At 68.5% G+C, this 16,692-nt stretch carries 16 protein-coding genes; 3 read left to right on the plus strand and 13 right to left on the minus strand.

Going from position 1 to position 16,692, the window contains the following annotated elements; all coding sequences use genetic code 11:
* Positions 1 to 177 precede the first annotated feature (177 nt).
* Both V3391_RS05765 and V3391_RS05770 read left to right on the plus strand, forming a co-directional pair.
* Positions 178 to 2,031: a DEAD/DEAH box helicase gene (locus tag V3391_RS05765; protein WP_332077449.1), complete on the plus strand. Its 1,854-nt coding sequence runs from the start codon at positions 178 to 180 to the stop codon at positions 2,029 to 2,031.
* Positions 2,032 to 2,251: 220 nt separating this feature from the next.
* Positions 2,252 to 3,007 carry a type 1 glutamine amidotransferase gene (locus V3391_RS05770; protein ID WP_332077450.1) on the plus strand — a complete coding sequence of 252 codons (756 nt, stop codon included), beginning with the start codon at positions 2,252 to 2,254 and terminating at the stop codon, positions 3,005 to 3,007.
* Positions 3,008 to 3,059: 52 nt separating this feature from the next.
* Here the strand turns inward: V3391_RS05770 and V3391_RS05775 are convergent, their stop codons facing one another.
* The 12 genes from V3391_RS05775 to V3391_RS05830 all read right to left on the minus strand — a co-directional run bounded on the left by V3391_RS05775 (position 3,060) and on the right by V3391_RS05830 (position 14,466).
* The gene (locus tag V3391_RS05775; RefSeq protein ID WP_332077451.1) at positions 3,060 to 3,281 is read right to left on the minus strand and encodes a hypothetical protein; all 222 of its coding nucleotides are present in this window, start codon (positions 3,279 to 3,281) and stop codon (positions 3,060 to 3,062) included.
* The gene (locus V3391_RS05780; RefSeq protein ID WP_332077452.1) at positions 3,278 to 4,027 is read right to left on the minus strand and encodes a sulfurtransferase; all 750 of its coding nucleotides are present in this window, start codon (positions 4,025 to 4,027) and stop codon (positions 3,278 to 3,280) included. Before V3391_RS05780 ends, V3391_RS05775 begins: the two co-directional genes overlap by 4 nt.
* Before the next feature lie 232 nt (positions 4,028 to 4,259).
* Positions 4,260 to 5,834: a leucyl aminopeptidase gene (locus V3391_RS05785; protein WP_332077453.1), complete on the minus strand. Its 1,575-nt coding sequence runs from the start codon at positions 5,832 to 5,834 to the stop codon at positions 4,260 to 4,262.
* 259 nt (positions 5,835 to 6,093) lie between these two features.
* Positions 6,094 to 6,309: a hypothetical protein gene (locus V3391_RS05790; RefSeq protein ID WP_332077454.1), complete on the minus strand. Its 216-nt coding sequence runs from the start codon at positions 6,307 to 6,309 to the stop codon at positions 6,094 to 6,096.
* A gap of 128 nt (positions 6,310 to 6,437) precedes the next feature.
* On the minus strand, positions 6,438 to 6,803 hold the full coding sequence (locus V3391_RS05795; protein WP_332077455.1) for a DUF6164 family protein: 366 nt from the start codon (positions 6,801 to 6,803) through the stop codon (positions 6,438 to 6,440).
* A 36-nt stretch (positions 6,804 to 6,839) separates the two neighbouring features.
* On the minus strand, positions 6,840 to 7,469 hold the full coding sequence (locus tag V3391_RS05800) for an HD domain-containing protein (protein WP_332077456.1): 630 nt from the start codon (positions 7,467 to 7,469) through the stop codon (positions 6,840 to 6,842).
* Positions 7,470 to 7,472: 3 nt separating this feature from the next.
* Positions 7,473 to 7,934: a DMT family transporter gene (locus tag V3391_RS05805; RefSeq protein WP_332077457.1), complete on the minus strand. Its 462-nt coding sequence runs from the start codon at positions 7,932 to 7,934 to the stop codon at positions 7,473 to 7,475.
* 31 nt (positions 7,935 to 7,965) lie between these two features.
* Positions 7,966 to 9,261, minus strand: coding sequence for an MFS transporter (locus tag V3391_RS05810; protein ID WP_332077458.1), 1,296 nt, complete (start codon positions 9,259 to 9,261; stop codon positions 7,966 to 7,968).
* 215 nt (positions 9,262 to 9,476) lie between these two features.
* On the minus strand, positions 9,477 to 9,926 hold the full coding sequence (locus tag V3391_RS05815; RefSeq protein ID WP_232134830.1) for a PA2169 family four-helix-bundle protein: 450 nt from the start codon (positions 9,924 to 9,926) through the stop codon (positions 9,477 to 9,479).
* Between the two features lie 511 nt (positions 9,927 to 10,437).
* Positions 10,438 to 12,486 (minus strand): S9 family peptidase, encoded by a 2,049-nt coding sequence (locus tag V3391_RS05820; RefSeq protein WP_332077459.1) that lies wholly within the window; start codon positions 12,484 to 12,486, stop codon positions 10,438 to 10,440.
* A 271-nt stretch (positions 12,487 to 12,757) separates the two neighbouring features.
* Positions 12,758 to 13,555 carry a spermine/spermidine synthase domain-containing protein gene (locus V3391_RS05825; RefSeq protein WP_332077460.1) on the minus strand — a complete coding sequence of 266 codons (798 nt, stop codon included), beginning with the start codon at positions 13,553 to 13,555 and terminating at the stop codon, positions 12,758 to 12,760.
* A gap of 5 nt (positions 13,556 to 13,560) precedes the next feature.
* A complete protein-coding gene (locus V3391_RS05830; RefSeq protein ID WP_332077461.1) occupies positions 13,561 to 14,466 on the minus strand; it encodes a 5'-nucleotidase in 906 nt (301 codons plus the stop codon).
* Between the two features lie 189 nt (positions 14,467 to 14,655).
* Here V3391_RS05830 and V3391_RS05835 point away from each other — a divergent pair, with 189 nt between their 5' ends.
* Positions 14,656 to 15,771 carry an alpha/beta fold hydrolase gene (locus V3391_RS05835; RefSeq protein WP_332077462.1) on the plus strand — a complete coding sequence of 372 codons (1,116 nt, stop codon included), beginning with the start codon at positions 14,656 to 14,658 and terminating at the stop codon, positions 15,769 to 15,771.
* Between the two features lie 6 nt (positions 15,772 to 15,777).
* Here V3391_RS05835 and V3391_RS05840 read toward each other — a convergent pair whose 3' ends face one another.
* Positions 15,778 to 16,566, minus strand: coding sequence for an NAD kinase (locus tag V3391_RS05840; RefSeq protein WP_332077463.1), 789 nt, complete (start codon positions 16,564 to 16,566; stop codon positions 15,778 to 15,780).
* Positions 16,567 to 16,692 lie beyond the last annotated feature (126 nt).

Genomic DNA, 16,692 nt, shown 5'->3' on the forward strand with positions numbered 1-16,692 from the left:
GGGGCGGCGTCGGCCGGACCGAAGTGCTCTGGCGCACCGTCTTCCGCATCCGTTCCCGCAGGTGAACGCCAGCCATCGGCGTCGTGGAATTCCTGTCTGCGCGACTGCGGCGTCGCGGGCCGCCCGCTACACTATGCGGTTCCCCGACCGGCTGCGCCGGCGCTAAGAGACCGAACCATGAGCGCCGAGTCGCCCATCACCGCTGCCGAGACCCCCAAGTTCACCGATCTCGCCTTGCCCGAGACCCTGCTGCGCGCGCTGACCGCCGTCGGTTACGAGTCGCCGTCGCCGATCCAGGCCGCGACCATTCCGCCGCTGCTCGAAGGCCGCGATCTGCTGGGCCAGGCGCAGACCGGCACCGGCAAGACCGCCGCATTCGCGCTGCCCGTGCTGGCGCGCATCGATCCCGCCCAGCGCAAGCCGCAGGCGCTGGTGCTCGCGCCGACGCGTGAACTGGCGATCCAGGTGGCCGAGGCCTTCCAGAAGTATGCGGCGTTCATGCCCGGCTTCCACGTGCTGCCGATCTACGGCGGCCAGGGCTACGCCCAGCAGCTGAGCGCGCTCAAGCGCGGCGTGCAGGTGATCGTGGGCACGCCCGGCCGCGTGATCGACCACCTCGAGCGCGGCTCGCTGGATCTGTCCGAACTGCGCGCCCTGGTGCTCGACGAAGCCGACGAGATGCTGCGCATGGGCTTTATCGACGACGTCGAGGCGGTGCTGAAGAAGACCCCGGACACGCGCCAGGTCGCGCTGTTCTCGGCGACGATGCCGAGCCAGATCAAGCGCATCGCCCAGACCTATCTGAAGAATCCCGTCGAGATCGCGATCAAGGCGACCACGACGACGGCCGCCAACATCCGCCAGCGCTACTGGATGGTGAGCGGCGTCAACAAGCTCGACGCGCTGACGCGCATCCTCGAGGCCGAGCCCTTCGACGCGATGATCATCTTCGCGCGCACCAAGCTGGCGACCGAGGAACTGGCGCAGAAGCTCTCGGCGCGGGGCCTGTCGGCCGCGGCGATCAACGGCGATCTCGACCAGAAGCAGCGCGAGCGTGCGATCCAGAACCTCAAGGACGGCCGACTCGACGTGCTGGTGGCGACCGATGTCGCCGCGCGCGGCCTGGACGTCGACCGCATCAGCCACGTGCTGAACTACGACATTCCCTACGACACCGAAAGCTACGTGCACCGCATCGGCCGCACCGGCCGCGCCGGTCGCAGTGGCGAGGCGATCCTGTTCGTGGCCCCGCGCGAGCGCGGCATGCTCGGCGCGATCGAACGCGCGACGCGGCAGAAGATCGAGCAGATGCAGCTGCCGAGCGTCGAGACCGTCAACGAAGCGCGCGTGTCCAAGTTCCTCGAGAAGATCACCGCCGCGCTGGGCAGCAGCGAGCTGGGCATGTTCCGCGAGCTGATCGAACGCTACGAGCGCGAACACAACGTGCCGGCGGCCGAGATCGCCGCCGCGCTGGCCAAGGTGGTCCAGGGCGACACGCCGCTGCTGCTGGAGCCGCCGCGCAAGCCGGAGAAGCCCGCGTTCGAGCGCGAGTTCGTCGAACGTCCGGGTGGCCGCGAGGCCTCGCGTAGCGCGCGCGAGCCGCGCGAGCCGCGTGAGCCCCGCGAACCGCGTGCGCCGCGGCCCGATACCGGTCCGCGCGATCCGGACGTCGGCATGGAGACCTTCCGCATCGAGGTCGGCTACGTGCACGGTGTGCAGCCGGGCAACATCGTCGGCGCGATCGCCAACGAGGCCGATCTCGAGAGCAAGTTCATCGGCCGCATCGACATCCGCGACGACTACAGCCTGGTCGACCTGCCGGAAGGCATGCCGCGCGAGCTGCTGGAGCACTTGAAGAAGGTGCGTGTCGGCGGCCAGCCGATCCGCATCCGCCGCGCCGAAGACGCCGACATGACCGCGGCTCCGCCGCGCGCCAAGCGTCCCTTCGGTGCGAAGCCGCCGGGCCACAAGCCCGGTGGTTTCAAGCCGGGTGGCCCGCGCAAGGGTCCGCCGCGTCGCGATCCGCGCTGAGGCTTTGTGGCGCCGTCAGGGCGTGAGGTTGTAAGACGTCAGCAGATTCGCGCGTCGCCCCAGCGGACGCTGGGGCCCATTTCGATCTTTCACGACGAAGCTCGAGATCGAAGTGGAGTTCCCAGCGTGACCAGACATGCGTCTGTTGACGCCGCTGGGATGAATGACTGCGTTCTGCGCTGTTTCGCAGCGTGACCGTTCCGCTGTTTAGAATCGAAAGATGTCCCGCATCCTCGTCTTCCAGCACGTCGCCGCCGAACCGCTGGGCACGCTCGATCCGCTGATCCGTCGGCGTGGGCATCGCATCCGCTTCGTCAATTTCGAACGCGAGCCCGACGCACAGCCGAGCGTGGACCGCTATCGCGGTCTGGTCGTGCTCGGCGGGCCGATGAATGTCGAGGAACGCGATGTGCGACCGCATCTGCTGACCGAGTTGCGTGCGATCGAACGCATGCTCGAACTCGGTCGTCCGGTGCTCGGCATCTGTCTGGGCGCGCAGTTGCTCGCGCATGTGCTCGGCGCGCCGGTCCGACGCATCGAACGCCCCGAGATCGGCTGGTATCCGCTGATGACCACCGATGCCGGCCGGCTCGATCCGGTGCTCGCACCGCTGGGCGCGACGTCGCCCGTGTTCCAGTGGCACGGCCGGCATTTCGAGGTGCCGTCGAGCGCCGTGCATCTCGCACGCACCGACAGCTGCGAGCAGCAGGCGTTCCGCTATGGCGACAATGCCTACGGCTTCCAGTTCCATCTGGAGATGGACCCGCCGTTGATCGAACGCTGGCTCGCGACGCCCGCCTATCGCGACGAGCTCGCGTCGTCCGGCCTGCCGCACGACGACGCCGCGATCCGCGCCCTCACGCAGACCCACATCGCCCCGATGCAGGCGCAGGCCGAGGCGGTATTCAACAATTTTCTCGACCTCGTCGGCCGTCCGGACAGGCGCTTCGTCTTGCCGTCCCGCGAATTCGGCTGAGGCATCCGGGCCAAGCAGGTTTTCCGTGGGAGCGCGCTCCCACCCGACGCGATCAGCGGAGCTTGATCTCCGGCATCGGCATGTCAGGCAGACGCACGTCAGGGCCCAGCACGTGGAACAGTTCGCCCAGCGTCGGCCAGCCGAACACCGGCGCGAGCCACCAGTAGGCGGCAATCACGATCAGTACCGTGACGATCAGGCGCAGCACCACACCGGCGACCTTGAAGGCCAACCAGATACCGAGAATCACGAGGACGAAGCCGAGCCAGGTCATGCGGGCACGCCGTCGCGCAGCGGACGCAGGTGCGGATCGAGCGCGACGCGGTCGTCGAAGACGAAGCAGCGTCCGTCGTAGCCGAACCCGCCCACGTGCTCGAAGTAGCCGAGGATGCCGCCGTCGAGCTGCAGCACGTTGTCCATGCCGTCGGCGCGCATCCACAGCGCGGCTTTCTCGCAACGGATGCCGCCGGTGCAGAAACTCACGACCGTCGCATCGCGCAGGTCGTCGCGATGCGGGGCGAGCGCGTCGGGCAGTTCGGTGAAGTTGTCGATCGGCAGCGTCAGCGCATCGGCGAAGGTGCCGAAGCCGAACTCCTCTCGGTTGCGCGTATCGAGCAGTATCAGGCGCTTGCCGGCATCGTCGTGACCCTGCGCGATCCAGCGCGCCAGCGTCTCCGGCGACACGTCGGGCGCACGCGCCGGCGCGTCGAGCGGCATGGCCTCCGGCTTGCGGAAGCTGATGATCTCCGGCTTGACCTTGACCTTGAGGCGGGCGAACGGCAGCGCTTCACTGCGGCTGCGCTTGACCTGCAGCGTCGCGAACCGCGCATCGCCGCGCACGGCCTCCACCAGCGTATCGATGGCGTCGACGCTGCCGGCGAGGAACAGGTTGATGCCTTCGGGCGCGACCAGCACCGTCCCGCGCAACGCGCCCGCCTCTGCCAACGCATGCAGCCACGCGGCGACGGCGTCCGGATCGTCGAGGGCGACGAAATGGTAGGCGGCGAGGTTGTCGATCATGGGCGCAATTGTAGCGGGGCCGGCAGCAGACCTTTGCTCCGAAGCCCTCCCCCGCGTGCGAGGAGGGTTGGGTGGGGGCGAACCTTCAGATTAAGGCTCGCAACAGATACGCAAGGGCGTCTCACGAAACGGAAATGCGACGATCGCGGACTTCGCCCCCATCCCATCCGTCCCCCGCACGCGGGGCAAGGAGCCGTCCTGCGCATGTATCACCGCCTCGCGCAGAGACGGATCAACGCTCGTAGTTGTCCCGCACGAACCGGTCGAACAGCCGCACGCCATACGCCGACGCACCCGCTGGCGTCGTCGACAATTCGTTGCCGTCGCGCCAGGCCATGCCGGCGATGTCGAGGTGTGCCCACGGGCGACCGGCATCGACGAATTCGCCGATGAAGTGCGCCGCCGTGCCCGAGCCGGGACGGCCGCCGCCGTTGCGCATGTCGGCGATCGGCGATTCCAGCAGCTTGCCGTAGCCCGGATGCATCGGCATGCGCCACACCGGCTCGCCGGCGGCGTTGCCGGCGCGTTCGAGCTGCGCGGCCAGGGTGTCGTCGCGGGTGAACAGGCCGGCGTAATCGTTGCCCAGCGCGGTGACGATCGCACCGGTCAGCGTGGCGATGTCCACGATCACGCGCGGAGCGTCCTGGCGCTGCACGTACCAGAGCGCGTCGACCAGCACCATGCGGCCCTCGGCGTCGGTGCTGATGACTTCGTACGTCTTGCCGGCGGCGGTGCGGATCACATCGCCCGGGCGCGTGGCCGACCCCGACGGCATGTTCTCGGCCAGCGCGGCCACCGCCACGGCATTGACCTTGGCGTTGCGGCCGGCGAGCGCGAGCAAGGCACCGGTCGCACTGGCGGCGCCGGTCATGTCGTACTTCATGCGCCACATGTTCTCGCTGGGCTTGATCGAGATGCCGCCCGAATCGAAAGTGATGCCCTTGCCGACGAACGCGACCGGCGCCTCGCCGCGCGCGCCACCGGAGTACCGCACCACCATCAGCCGCGGCGGCCGCACGCTGCCCTGCCCCACGGCAAGCAGGCTGCCCATGCCCAGGCGCTCCATCGCCGGCACGTCCAGCACTTCGATGCTGACGTTCGCCTTGCCCGCGAACGCCTCGCGCGTGCGGGCGACGAATTCTTCCGGCCCGAGCGCGTTGGCCGGCTCGGTGACCAGATCGCGGGCGAACTTCACGCCTTCGGCGACGGCCTTCCAGTCGCCGTCCCAGGCGCTCGCGGCGCCGGTGCCGGCCGGACTGCGCACGACCAGCGTGCCGGTGCCGGCCGCGTCTTCAGACGTGCCGGTGGTGCGGTACCGGTCGAAGCGGTATTCGCCCAGCGCTGCGCCGAATGCGAGCTGCGCCGCAGCACCCGCCTCGGCGCCCTCCCACAGCACGTCGACCTGCGGCGCCTTGCTGCGTGCGGCGAAGCGGCCGATCAGGCCACCGAAATCCTCGATGCGTCGCGCATCCGGCGTGCCGCTGCCGGTCCCGACCAGCAGCACGCGATCGAAGCCGGCGATGCCCGGCAGATCGAGCTGGCTGTCGGCCTTGCCGCTGAAGCCCGCGGCGGTGATAGCACGCGTCAGCGCGCCCTGGCTTCCCGCATCGATACGCGCGAACGCGCCTTCGCGTGCGCCACCGTCCGCCACTTCCGGCACTGCCAGCACCAGCGTCCCGCTGGCCGGCGCTTCGGCAGCCTCGAAGCGGATCTCGCGCTGTGCAGCGGCAGGCAGCGCGGTTAATGCGGCGATCAGGACGATCGGGGCGGCGAACAGGGTGTGCGAGGGCGTGCGACGTGCGCGCATGGAATCTCCGGGCGATGGCTGAGGTCTGCCGCGCTTGGACGCGGGCAACCGTCGACCTTAGCAAGCGTCACCGGACGCAGGCCGTGCCGATGGTCATGCACGTGCCGCAGTTCGCCTGTTCATCGGGGCCTGTCGATGGCATGCAATGCATGCCGAGCCGCACGCATCGTGCGTTCGCTCTGCGATGAAAAAAGGTGTGTAAAGCACGAGACATCCGGTGTCGCGATCGCTTCAACAGCAACGCACGAACAACGGACGACTACGTTTTCAGCGATCCGTCTTTCGCGAGATGGCTGCTGGCCCACATGTTGTCGACGAGATTCGGATAACGGCGACCGGCTTCGTCCGCACGCTGGCGGGCGCGGTCTTTCTGCGCGTCGGTCAGGGGTTCGCGCGCGGCGCGCGGTTTCGGATTCGGCCGCGTCCACGGCTTCGTCTTCGGCTTGGGATGCGCGCGATCGTTTGGCGTGGTCATGGGCTGGACTCTGGTTGCCCGCCCCCGCCCGGCGACATGACGCCGGCGCGGGCGGTAACGGACAGGCGCGCAGTTTCGCGTGGCAATCGTCGCCGCGGAGTGATGCGACCGCAGACAGCCAGCGCGCCTCAGCGCGACAGCATGTAGCCGGGCACAGCCATGAGGCCGATCAGGAACACGATCGCGATCACGATCAGCACCACGCGCTTCGGATCGTTGCGCACGATGTCGCCGAACGTCTCGGCCGTGCCATCGCGCTCGGCCTGCGCCTGTGCGGCTTTCGCCTGTGCCTGGCGTTTCGCCTGGTATTCGGCCATCAGCGCCTTCGCGCGCGGCAGATCGTCGTTCTCCCGCAGCCAGATGCCGCCCAGCGAGATGCCGAACGGGCTCGGACGGGTCTGGTACCAGGGGATGCCGGCCTCGTCGAGAAACGCGCAGACATCGGCGGCTTCATCGTCGGGCACGTAACGCAGATTGAGCAGCAGTTTCGCCATGCGGCCATGATACCGGCACGGCGCCGCGCGGGCGCGTCAGCGCTTGGTCGTCACCGCGCGGCGAAGGTTGTGCCGGGCCTGCGCGTCGAGCCGCGCGTGGAAGCCGTCGTCGAGATAGATGCGCGGACGCGCGAGCAGTGATTTCAGGAAACGCCGGCGGTTCACCGCGTACAGCCAGCGCGGCACGTGCCGGTACTCGGCGGCGATACCGCGATCGTAGGCGTCGAACGCGACATCGTCGGCAGCGAGGATCGCCATGTCGCAATCGAGAAAACGGCGTGCGTCATCGGGGTGCGGATCGTCGGCAAAATCGTCCGCCGACAGCTGGCCGTGACGCGCGGTCAGACGGATCAGGTCGGCCACACGCCCGGCGTCGATGCCGGCATCGGGCAGCCAGCGGGCGATGGACTCGACCGCGAGCTCCGCCGAACGCGCTTCGTTGTCGCCCGCGCGCGCGTCGTAGATCGCGTCGTGATAGAGGATCGCCAGCCGCACTTCGACCGGCTGCGCCCAGCCGTCACGCGCTGCGACCTCGTCGAAATGCCGCAGCAGGGTCTCGACATGACCGAAGTTGTGATACGCCCGCGGCGGTGTGGCGTAGGCGGATTCAAGCGCAGCCTGCATCTCTGAAGACAGTGGAAACACAGTGCTCTCAGGATTCGACATGACTTATCCAGCCTGCCAGGGGCGCACGACCAGCAGCGCGCCGATGCCGACGAGCACGGCGCCGATCAGGCGCACCGCATCGACAGGACGCGGCTGCGCCAGTACGCCGTAGTGATCGAGCAGCAGCGAGCCGGCCAGTTGACCGGCGACAATCAGGCAGATCATCCCGGCCGCGCCGAGCCGCGGCACCAGCAGCGTGCCGCAGAACACGAAGACCGCGCCGATCAGTCCGCCGCACCACAGCCACGGCGGAAGGCCTGTGAGCGTACGCATCGTCGGCAGCGGCGTGCGCGTGACCAGCAACACCAGCGCGAGCGCGAGCGTGCCGACCGCGAACGACAGGAACGACGCGAACAAGGCGCCCTGGGTCAGCGCGCCGACGCGTGCATTGAGCAGCGCCTGCAGCGGCAGCAGCATGCCCACGAGCACGGCCACGACGATGCTCAGCAGCAGCCAGTGATGCATGCGCGACTCCGCAGGGGGATGGCGCCCCAGTCTACCGCCCGGCCGGCGGATCGCCCGGCGCGCCGTCACGTGGCAGCGTCCACAGCGCGATGAAACTCAGCACCGCCGCGCCGGCGAGATACCAGCCCACCGACGCTAGACCATGCCGCTCGCCCAGCCAGGTTGCGATGTACGGCGCCAGCGATGCACCGAAGATGCCGGCCAGATTGAACGCCAGCGACGCGCCGGTATAGCGCACCGCGGTCGGGAACTGCTCGGCCAGCAGCGTGCCTACCGGGCCGTAGGTCAGGCCCATGAGCCCGAGGCCGATCATCAGGAAGGCCAGCGTCGCGATGTGGCTGTCGGCGACGAACAGCGGCGCGAAGCACAGGCCGAACACGACGATGCCGGCGCTCGCGATCAGCATCGCGCGGCGGCGGCCGAAGCGGTCGGCATACAGCGCGGAAATCGGGATCGTCGCCGCGAAGCAGACCACGCCGGCGAGCTGCAGCATCAGGAAATGCTCGCGCGAATACCCGAGCTGCGACGTCCCCCAGCTCAGCGCGAACACCGTCATCAGATAGAACAGCACGAAGGTCGCCAGTGCGAGCAGCGTGCCCGCGACGACGCCGCGCCACTGGTTGACCAGCACTTCGCGCATCGGCAGGCGCACGCGCGCGCCCTTGTCGAGCACCTTCTGGAAATCCGGGGTTTCGGTGATGCGCAGACGCACCCACAACCCCACCAGCACCAGCACCGCGCTGGCCAGGAACGGGATGCGCCAGCCCCAGGCGAAGAACGCGTCGTCGCTCATCACCTCGGTCAGCACGAGGAAGATCGCCGTCGACAGGAAAAAGCCGAGCGGCGCGCCGAGCTGCGGAAACATGCCGTACCAGGCGCGTTTGCCCGGCGGCGCGTTCTCGGTGGCCAGCAGCACCGCCCCGCCCCACTCGCCGCCCAGGCCCAGACCCTGGCCGAACCGGCACAGCGCGAGCAGCAGCGGCGCGGCGACGCCGATCTGCGCATAGGTCGGCAGCAGGCCGATGACGACCGTCGAGATGCCCATCGTCAGCAGAGCCGCGACCAGCGTCGCCTTGCGGCCGACGCGATCGCCGTAGTGGCCGAACACCGCCGAACCGATCGGCCGTGCGAAGAACGCGAGCGCGAACGTCGCCAGCGACTGCAGCGTCGCCGATGCGGGATCGGCCGACGGGAAAAACAGCTTCGGGAACACCAGCACTGCGGCGGTCGCGTAGATGTAGAAGTCGAAGAACTCGATCGTCGTGCCGATCAGGCTGGCGAACAGCACGCGGCCCTTGGCAGGCGCGGCGGCGGCAGGTGCGGTCATCGGAATGCGCGAAACGGGGGGACTGCGATTCTGCCAGCCGGGCACCGGTTCCTCGACCGTTGCGTGCGCAACCTGTCGGACTGACCCGCGAGCCCCGGATCTTCGAGGCATGCAGATTCCGCTGCCAGAGCGCTGAGCAACCTGCCCTTGGCAATCGAAAAAAAAGGGCCGGTCATCGACCGGCCCTTCGACTCACAGCAGAACGTGCCGCTGGATCAGTGCGCGTTCTTCATCGCGAGCTTGCGGGTGCGCATCACGTCGTGACAGGCGCGCACTTCCGGCAGCAGACGCACGACGACGTCGCGGGCGGCCGGCGGCGTGTCGGCGTCGCGCGACGCCTCGTCGAAGGCCTCGAGCAGACGATCCTCGGACTCTTCGAGCTCGGCGACGTAGCCATATTCCTTGTCACCCAGCGTCGCACGGACCTTGCCGTACATCTGCTGCATGCTGCCGACAAACGTGCCGGAATCTTCCGGCTTGCCACCCGCGGCCTGCACGGCGGCGCTGAGCTCGCTGACGATCTGCGACTTGGTGGTCGCGATGCGTGCGAACAGCGTCTTCAGCTCGGCGTCGTCGACCTTCTGCGCGGCTTCTTCATAGAAGTCCTTGCCGTCACGGGCAATGGCAATCAGGTCGTTGAGGGTGTGCGCGGTCTTGTTGGACATTAAGGTTCTCCATTCGGGGGAATCAGGGGGCGGCGTGTCGCTGCCGCATCGTCCGTGCGCCTGCCGGACAAAGCCGGTGTCGCGGTGCGCGACCGGGAGTGCCGTGGCGCGGATCGATGGGATGCAAGGTATCGATCTAACCGGGAAAGAGGCGTGACGCGCAGGCGACGGTGGCGTGAATGCAGCGCGTTCTATACGCAGCGAAGCCGGTGATGCTGAATACCCCGAGTCGCGCGATATGCGGGATGGATAGAGCGAGGCAGCACCCATCGTTCGCTTCCGCCGTAAAGCTTCCGCTATCCATTACGACAATGGTTTGCGCTGCGCTCCACCCGCCCCACGAGTCCGCGGGGTATGACGATCGAGATGGATCCGAGCTTGACCAGACGCGCGTCTGTTGAGAGTCGCTGGGATGACGGGTCTGATCTTTGTCGGCTACAAGATTGCGAGGCGTAGAAAAAAGCCGCGCCGGAGACCGGCGCGGCTTCGTGAGCCTCGATCCGATTGGAACTCAGCGCTTGGCGCCCTGCTCCGGCAATGCGTAGTCGATTTCGTACGCCGGCGGCTCCCCGCCAGGACCGGTGAGGTAATGCGTCATCCACTGCATCAGGCGCAGCGAGTAGTCGTAGCGCGACGCGCCGCGGCTGTTGCCGTGACCTTCGCCCGGATACAGCACCAGCCGCACCGGCGCCTGGCCGGCCAGCTGCAGGTAGCGGTACATCATGTAGGACTGCATCACCGGCACGCGCGGATCTGCCTCGCCGTGCAGTATCAGCGTCGGCGTGCGCGACTTCTGGGCATGCGTGATCGGGCTGGTCTGGCGGTACATCTCCGGGCTTTCCCACGGCCAGGTCTGCATGTGCACGTTGTACTGCTCGTAGGGAATGTCGCCGGTGGTGACCAGGCTCGCCTGGTCGGAGATGCCGACGAACATCACCGAGGCCGCGAAGCGCTCGCTGTAGTACGTGGCGCCCCAGGCGCTGGCGTAGCCGCCGTAGGAGCCGCCGGTAATGCCGACCTTGTCGCGGTCCACCAGACCGGTTTCGACCAGATGGTCGACGCCGTCGACCACGTCGTCGAACTCTTCCATGCCCGGACGGCCATGGCCGAGCTTGGAGAACGCGACGCCGCGGCCGGTGCTCGACCGGTAGTTCGGGAAGAACGATGCGAAGCCCTGCGCGGCGGCGACCTGCGCCGGCTGCGAATACGCGTTGAGCCAGGCGTTGGAGAAATGCGATTCCGGGCCGCCGTGCACCACCAGAATCAACGGCACGCGCGCGTTGCCGCGGCGCTCCAGCGGATGCACCAGCAGGCCTTCGAGTTCGAGACCGTCACGCGCGGTGTAGCGCACGACTTCCTGACGCGCGAGACGCACATCCTTGAGCCACGGATTGCTGTCGGTCAGGCGGCGCGCTTCGCCCGCGCCCGCAGCGAGATAGAAGACTTCCGACGGATGCGTGGGATCGCTGCCGACCAGCGCGATGTCGCCGCGCGGCGACACGCTCAGGCCCATGTGCACCGGGCCGCCCGCGGCCAGCACGGTGCGCGCATTGCCGCCATCGACTTGGATTTCGCCGATGCGGCTCTGCACGCCTTCATGGCTGAGGAACACCAGTGTCGTCGCGTCGCGCCAGGCGACACCGCGCACGTGGCCTTCGAGGCCGGGCAGCAGATCGCGCTGCGCCCCGCCGTCGCGACCGACCACGGTGAGGCGGCCTTCGCTGGGATCGTTCTTGTCTTCGGCCGAGATGATCGCCAGATGCGCGCCGTCCGGGCTCCAGGCCATGTCGCCGAGCTTGCCGGGATTGTCGACGCGGCCCAGCTCGCGGCCTTCGACCGAATAGATGCGCACGCGCGCCTCGACCATGGTGTCGTCGGTCAGCTGACGCGGGGTGACGACGACGGCGAGACGATCGCCGGCCGGGCTCCACCGCACTGCCTGTACGCTGCCTTCGATGGCGATGCGACGCGGCTCGGCCTCGCTGCCGAGCTCGGCGATCCACAGTTCGACCGGGCGCCAGTCCTCCTCGTAGACCTTCTGCGAGAAGCCCTTGTCGCGCAGCGCCTTGCGCGCGTCGCTCTCGCGCTGCGCCGACAGCAGCGCGGCGCGGCGGCCGTCGGGCGAGAGGTCATAGCTGGAGATGTCGCCGGCGAGCTTCGCCACGCGCGTCGACTCGCCGCCGCGCAGCGGAATCGTGTACAGGCCGCGGGTCTCGTCGCCTTCGCGCTTGGACAGATACGCCACGCGCTGGCCATCGGGCAGCCAGCGCGGCGATGCCACATCGACCTTGCCGGTGATGAAGCCACGGCTGTTGCCGGTGCGATCCACGACGTGCAGCTCCGTGCGCGCCGGACCATCCGGATCGACGCCGAGTGTGCGCGGCACCGACAGGATGTACGCGACGTCCTGACCATCGGGGCTGATCTGCGCTTGGGTGACGGCGCGCGTCTGCGCGACCTGTTCGAGCGTCATCCCGCCCGTCTTCGTGGCCGCGCCCGCGAGCGGCGCGCCTGTGGCCAGCACGAGCGCGCAGGCGAGAGTCCAGATCCATCGTTGCATTCGGTGTTCCCCGTGAACGGTTGCAGTCGACCGGCGACTTTGCAGGGGAATGCGTGGGGGTGCAATGTCGCGGCGGGCACCCGCCCGTGTCAGCCACCCCTCGAGTGGCTATCCGCATCCGGTCATCCCGGCGAAAGCCGGGATCCAGTGACGTCGAGGCGATGTAGCCGAGGGCTGCCGACCTGGCGCGGTACTCACGGTGCTGGGTCCGCGGCACGTCGCTGGATCCCGGCTGTCGCCGGGATGACGGATTTTTCGCCCCAGGTAGGGTCTACCGCCCCGTCACCGTCCGATGCCGCACCATCCGCACCGCGATCCGCGGGAACACTTCGGGCAACAACGACCGCACCGGAAGCGGCACGCGCGTCGTCAGCGCTTCGGCATCGAGTGCGGGCAGTGCACCACGCCAGGCAAATGCGACGCGATTGCTCATCTTCGGTTCGTCGACCACCAGCACGTGATCGGCGCCGAACGCGGTGCGCAGTTTCTCTACGTGCGTTTCAGGATCACGCACGTAGAGATTGCAGGCCATGACGCCGGATGCGGTCAGCGCATCGCGGCAGGCGTCATAGAACGCCTGTGTGGAGAGTGCCGCCGGAATGCCGTGCTCGTCGTAGCCGTCGACCAGCAGCACGTCGAAACGGTCGCGGCGCTCGGTGACGAAGCGCACGCCGTCGTCGACCACAACCGACAGCCGCGCATCGTCGTCCGGAATGCCGAATGCGCCGCGCAAGGCGACGACGTGTGGATTGTTGTCGACCGCCTCGATGCACGTGCCCGGCAAATGCCGGTACGCGAACTTCGCCTGCGAACCCCCGCCGAGGCCGACCATGCCGAGCAGCGCCGGCGCCGGCTGCCACAGCAGCGCGGCGAACATCGTGCGGGTGTAGTCGATCAGCAGGCGGTCGGGATCGTTGCCGACCATGCGGCTCTGGGTCTGCCGGCGTACGAACTGCAGCGACACGAAGCCGTCGTGCTCGCGTACATAGGGCTTGCGCAGACCTGCCGCGCCACCGCGCAGCCGTTCGATCCAGCGGCCCAGCAGGCTGCGTCCTTTCGTGTCCGTCATCGTGCTCAGCGGTTCGACCAGCCGTGCGGCACGTGGCCGGCGGCGACGTGCGGGCGCGCGGACTCGATGTTGTGCTGCGAATCATCGAAGAAGATGTCGGCGCCGAATGCATCGAGGAACGGCCCTTTCGGACGGCCGCCGAGGAACAACGCTTCGTCCAGGCGCACGCCCCAGGCGCGCAGTGTGCGGATCACGCGCTCGTGTGCGGGCGCCGAGCGTGCGGTGACCAGCGCGGTGCGGATCGGTGCGTCCTTGCCGGCTGGATACGCGGCCTGCAGGTCGTGGAGCGCGGCCAGGAAGCCCCGGAACGGTCCACCGGTCATCTCCTCGCGCGCGCGCTCGCGTTCGTGCTTGTGGAACGCGTCGAGACCGCCTTCCTGCGACAGGCGCTCGCCTTCGTCGCCGAAGATCACCGCGTCACCATCGAACGCGATCCGCAGCTGGTCGTTGCGGTGCGCCGGGGCACGCGCCGGAATGATCGTCGCGGCGGCGACGCCGTTCTCCAGGGCGCGGCGCACCGAGTCGGGATTCGCCGACAGGAACAGCTGGGTGCCGAAGGGCTTGATGTAGGGCCAGGTCGGCTCGCCGGAGGTGAACGTCGCGCGGGTGATGCCCAGGTTGTGGTGCTGGATCGAATTGAAGATCCGCAGCCCGCTGTCGGCCGAGTTGCGAGACAGCAGGATGACCTCGACGTGCGGTGCATCCGGCGGCGCGTCGATGTTCAGGGCCAGCAGCTTGCGCACCAGCGGGAACGCGATACCCGGCTCGAGCACATCGTCCTCGTGGGCGCGCTGGTGTTCGGCGTAGGCCTCGATGCCCTGCGACTCGAACACGGCATGGCTGTCCTCGAGATCGAACAGGGCGCGCGTGGTGATCGCGACGGTGAGCGTGGGAACGGACAGATCGGGCATGGCGGATCGCAGAACGAAAGGGGCGGCGGTGTCCGGCGAGGCGCCGACGGCGCGAAGACCGTGACGCGGCCGGAACGGCCTACGCGAATTATGCGCGATCCCGGCACACGGGCCCCTGACCAACGGCACTGGGCCGCATCTGCGCGCGGGTGCAGCGTGGATCACAGTCCGCACCACGAGGAATGCGCCATGTCGCTGGTCCGCCTGTGTGCCCTCGCCCTGCTCGCGTTGCCGCTGTCCGCGGTCGCCGCGCCGCCGGACGACGATGCCTACGCCGAGGCCCGCGGCATCGTCGACGACCTGCAGCGCATCGTCGCCCCGACCGGCGTGCAGGAGACGCACACCGTGCGGATCGGCGGCATCGACCAGGTGATCACGGTGCGTGGCATGGATCGCGCGAATCCGATCCTGCTCTACGTCCACGGGGGACCGGCGGCGCCGATGATGCCGGCCTCGTGGACCTTCCAGAAGCCATGGGAGGACTACTTCACCGTCGTGCAGTGGGACCAGCGCGCAGCGGGCCGCACGCTGCGGGCGAACGATGCCGATGCGGTCGCGCCGACGATTGCGATCGACCGCTACGTCGGCGACGCGATCGAACTCATCGACTGGCTGCGCACGACCTACGGCAAGCGCAAGGTGATCCTGGTCGGTCACAGCTGGGGCAGCGTGATCGGCATGCGCGTACTGGCGGAGAAGCCCGAATGGCTGCACGCCTACGTCGGCATCGGCCAGATCATCCATCCGTGGAGCGACGAGACCATCGGCTACACGCATGCGCTCGACGCTGCGCGCAGCGAGGGCAACGCCACCGCGGTAGGCGAACTCGAAGCGCTGGCGCCCTACCCCGGCGCCGATCTGCGGGGCGGCCGCATCGACGCGCAGCGCAAATGGGTCATCCACTACGGCGGCCACAGTGCGTACCGCGATAATTCCGACTACTACTTCCGCGCGCAACGGCTGTCGCCCGACTACACGCCCGAGGACCGGCGCGCGATCGCCGCCGGCAGCACGCTCACGCTCGACCGCATCCTCGGCCAGTGGCGCAGCGTCGATTTCCGCGGCCTGCAGCGCGTGCAGGCGCCGGTGGTGATGCTGCTGGGCCGGCACGACTACACCACGCCCTCGCGACCGGTCGCTGACTGGATCGCCGCCGTGGATGCGCCGTTCAAGCATACGACGTGGTTCGAGCATTCGGCGCACTTCGCACCGATCGAGGAACCCGGACGCACCCTGATGACGCTGGTGCAGCGCGTGCGTCCGCTCGCGGTGGCCGCAGGCGATGGCGCAGCGCTGGTCGACTGACGCCGATCAGACCACGAACTGCTCGCTGAGGATGCGCTCTTCGAGATTGTGTTCGGCGTCGAACAACAGCGTCACGGTGCGCTCGCGGGATTCGCGGATCGTGACTTCGACGACATCGCGCACTTCGTGCGAATCGGCGGTCACGCTGACCGGGCGCTTGTAGGGATCGAGCACGCGGAAGCGCACTTCGGTCTCCGCACGCAGGATCGCGCCCCGCCAGCGACGCGGCCGGAACGGTGCGATCGGCGTCAATGCGACGACGCCCGCACCGAGCGGCAGGATCGGGCCGTGCGCGGAGAAGTTGTAGGCGGTGCTGCCGGCGGCGGTCGACAGGATCACGCCGTCGGCGACGAGTTCCTCCAGCCGGGTCACGCCGTTGAGATCGATCTGCAGATGCGCGGCCTGGCGCGTCTGCCGCAGCAGCGCGACCTCGTTGTAGGCGAGCGAGGTGACGGTCGCGCCGGATTCCGTTTCGGTGCGCATCTCCAGCGGACGCAGCACGGCCGGCTCGGCCGCCGCGATGCGCGCCAGCAGATCCGAGCCCGACGCGGGATCGTCCTGCCGGTAGTGATTCATCAGAAAGCCCACCGTCCCCAGCTTCATGCCGTAGACCGGTTTGCCGAGCTGACCATGGCGGTGCAGCGTCTGCAGCATGAACCCGTCGCCCCCGAGCGGCACCAGCACGTCGGCAGCCTCGGGTTCGCACTGCCCGTGCAGGCCCGTCAGCACCGACAGGGCGCGTTGCGCGCCATCGGCCTGGCTGGCGATGAAAGCGATGCGGGGCGTTGCGGTCATCGGCGGGCCGGTGCGTGAACGTCGGCGCGCAGCTTAGCGCAGGCGCTGTATCGGGATGTCGCGTGTGCGGCAATGCGCACCCGATCCCGCCCGGCATGCGGGCGGGATCGAGGCGGCGGATATCCG

The organism is Luteimonas flava, assembly GCF_036584485.1.
In the GTDB taxonomy this organism is placed as follows: domain Bacteria; phylum Pseudomonadota; class Gammaproteobacteria; order Xanthomonadales; family Xanthomonadaceae; genus Luteimonas; species Luteimonas flava.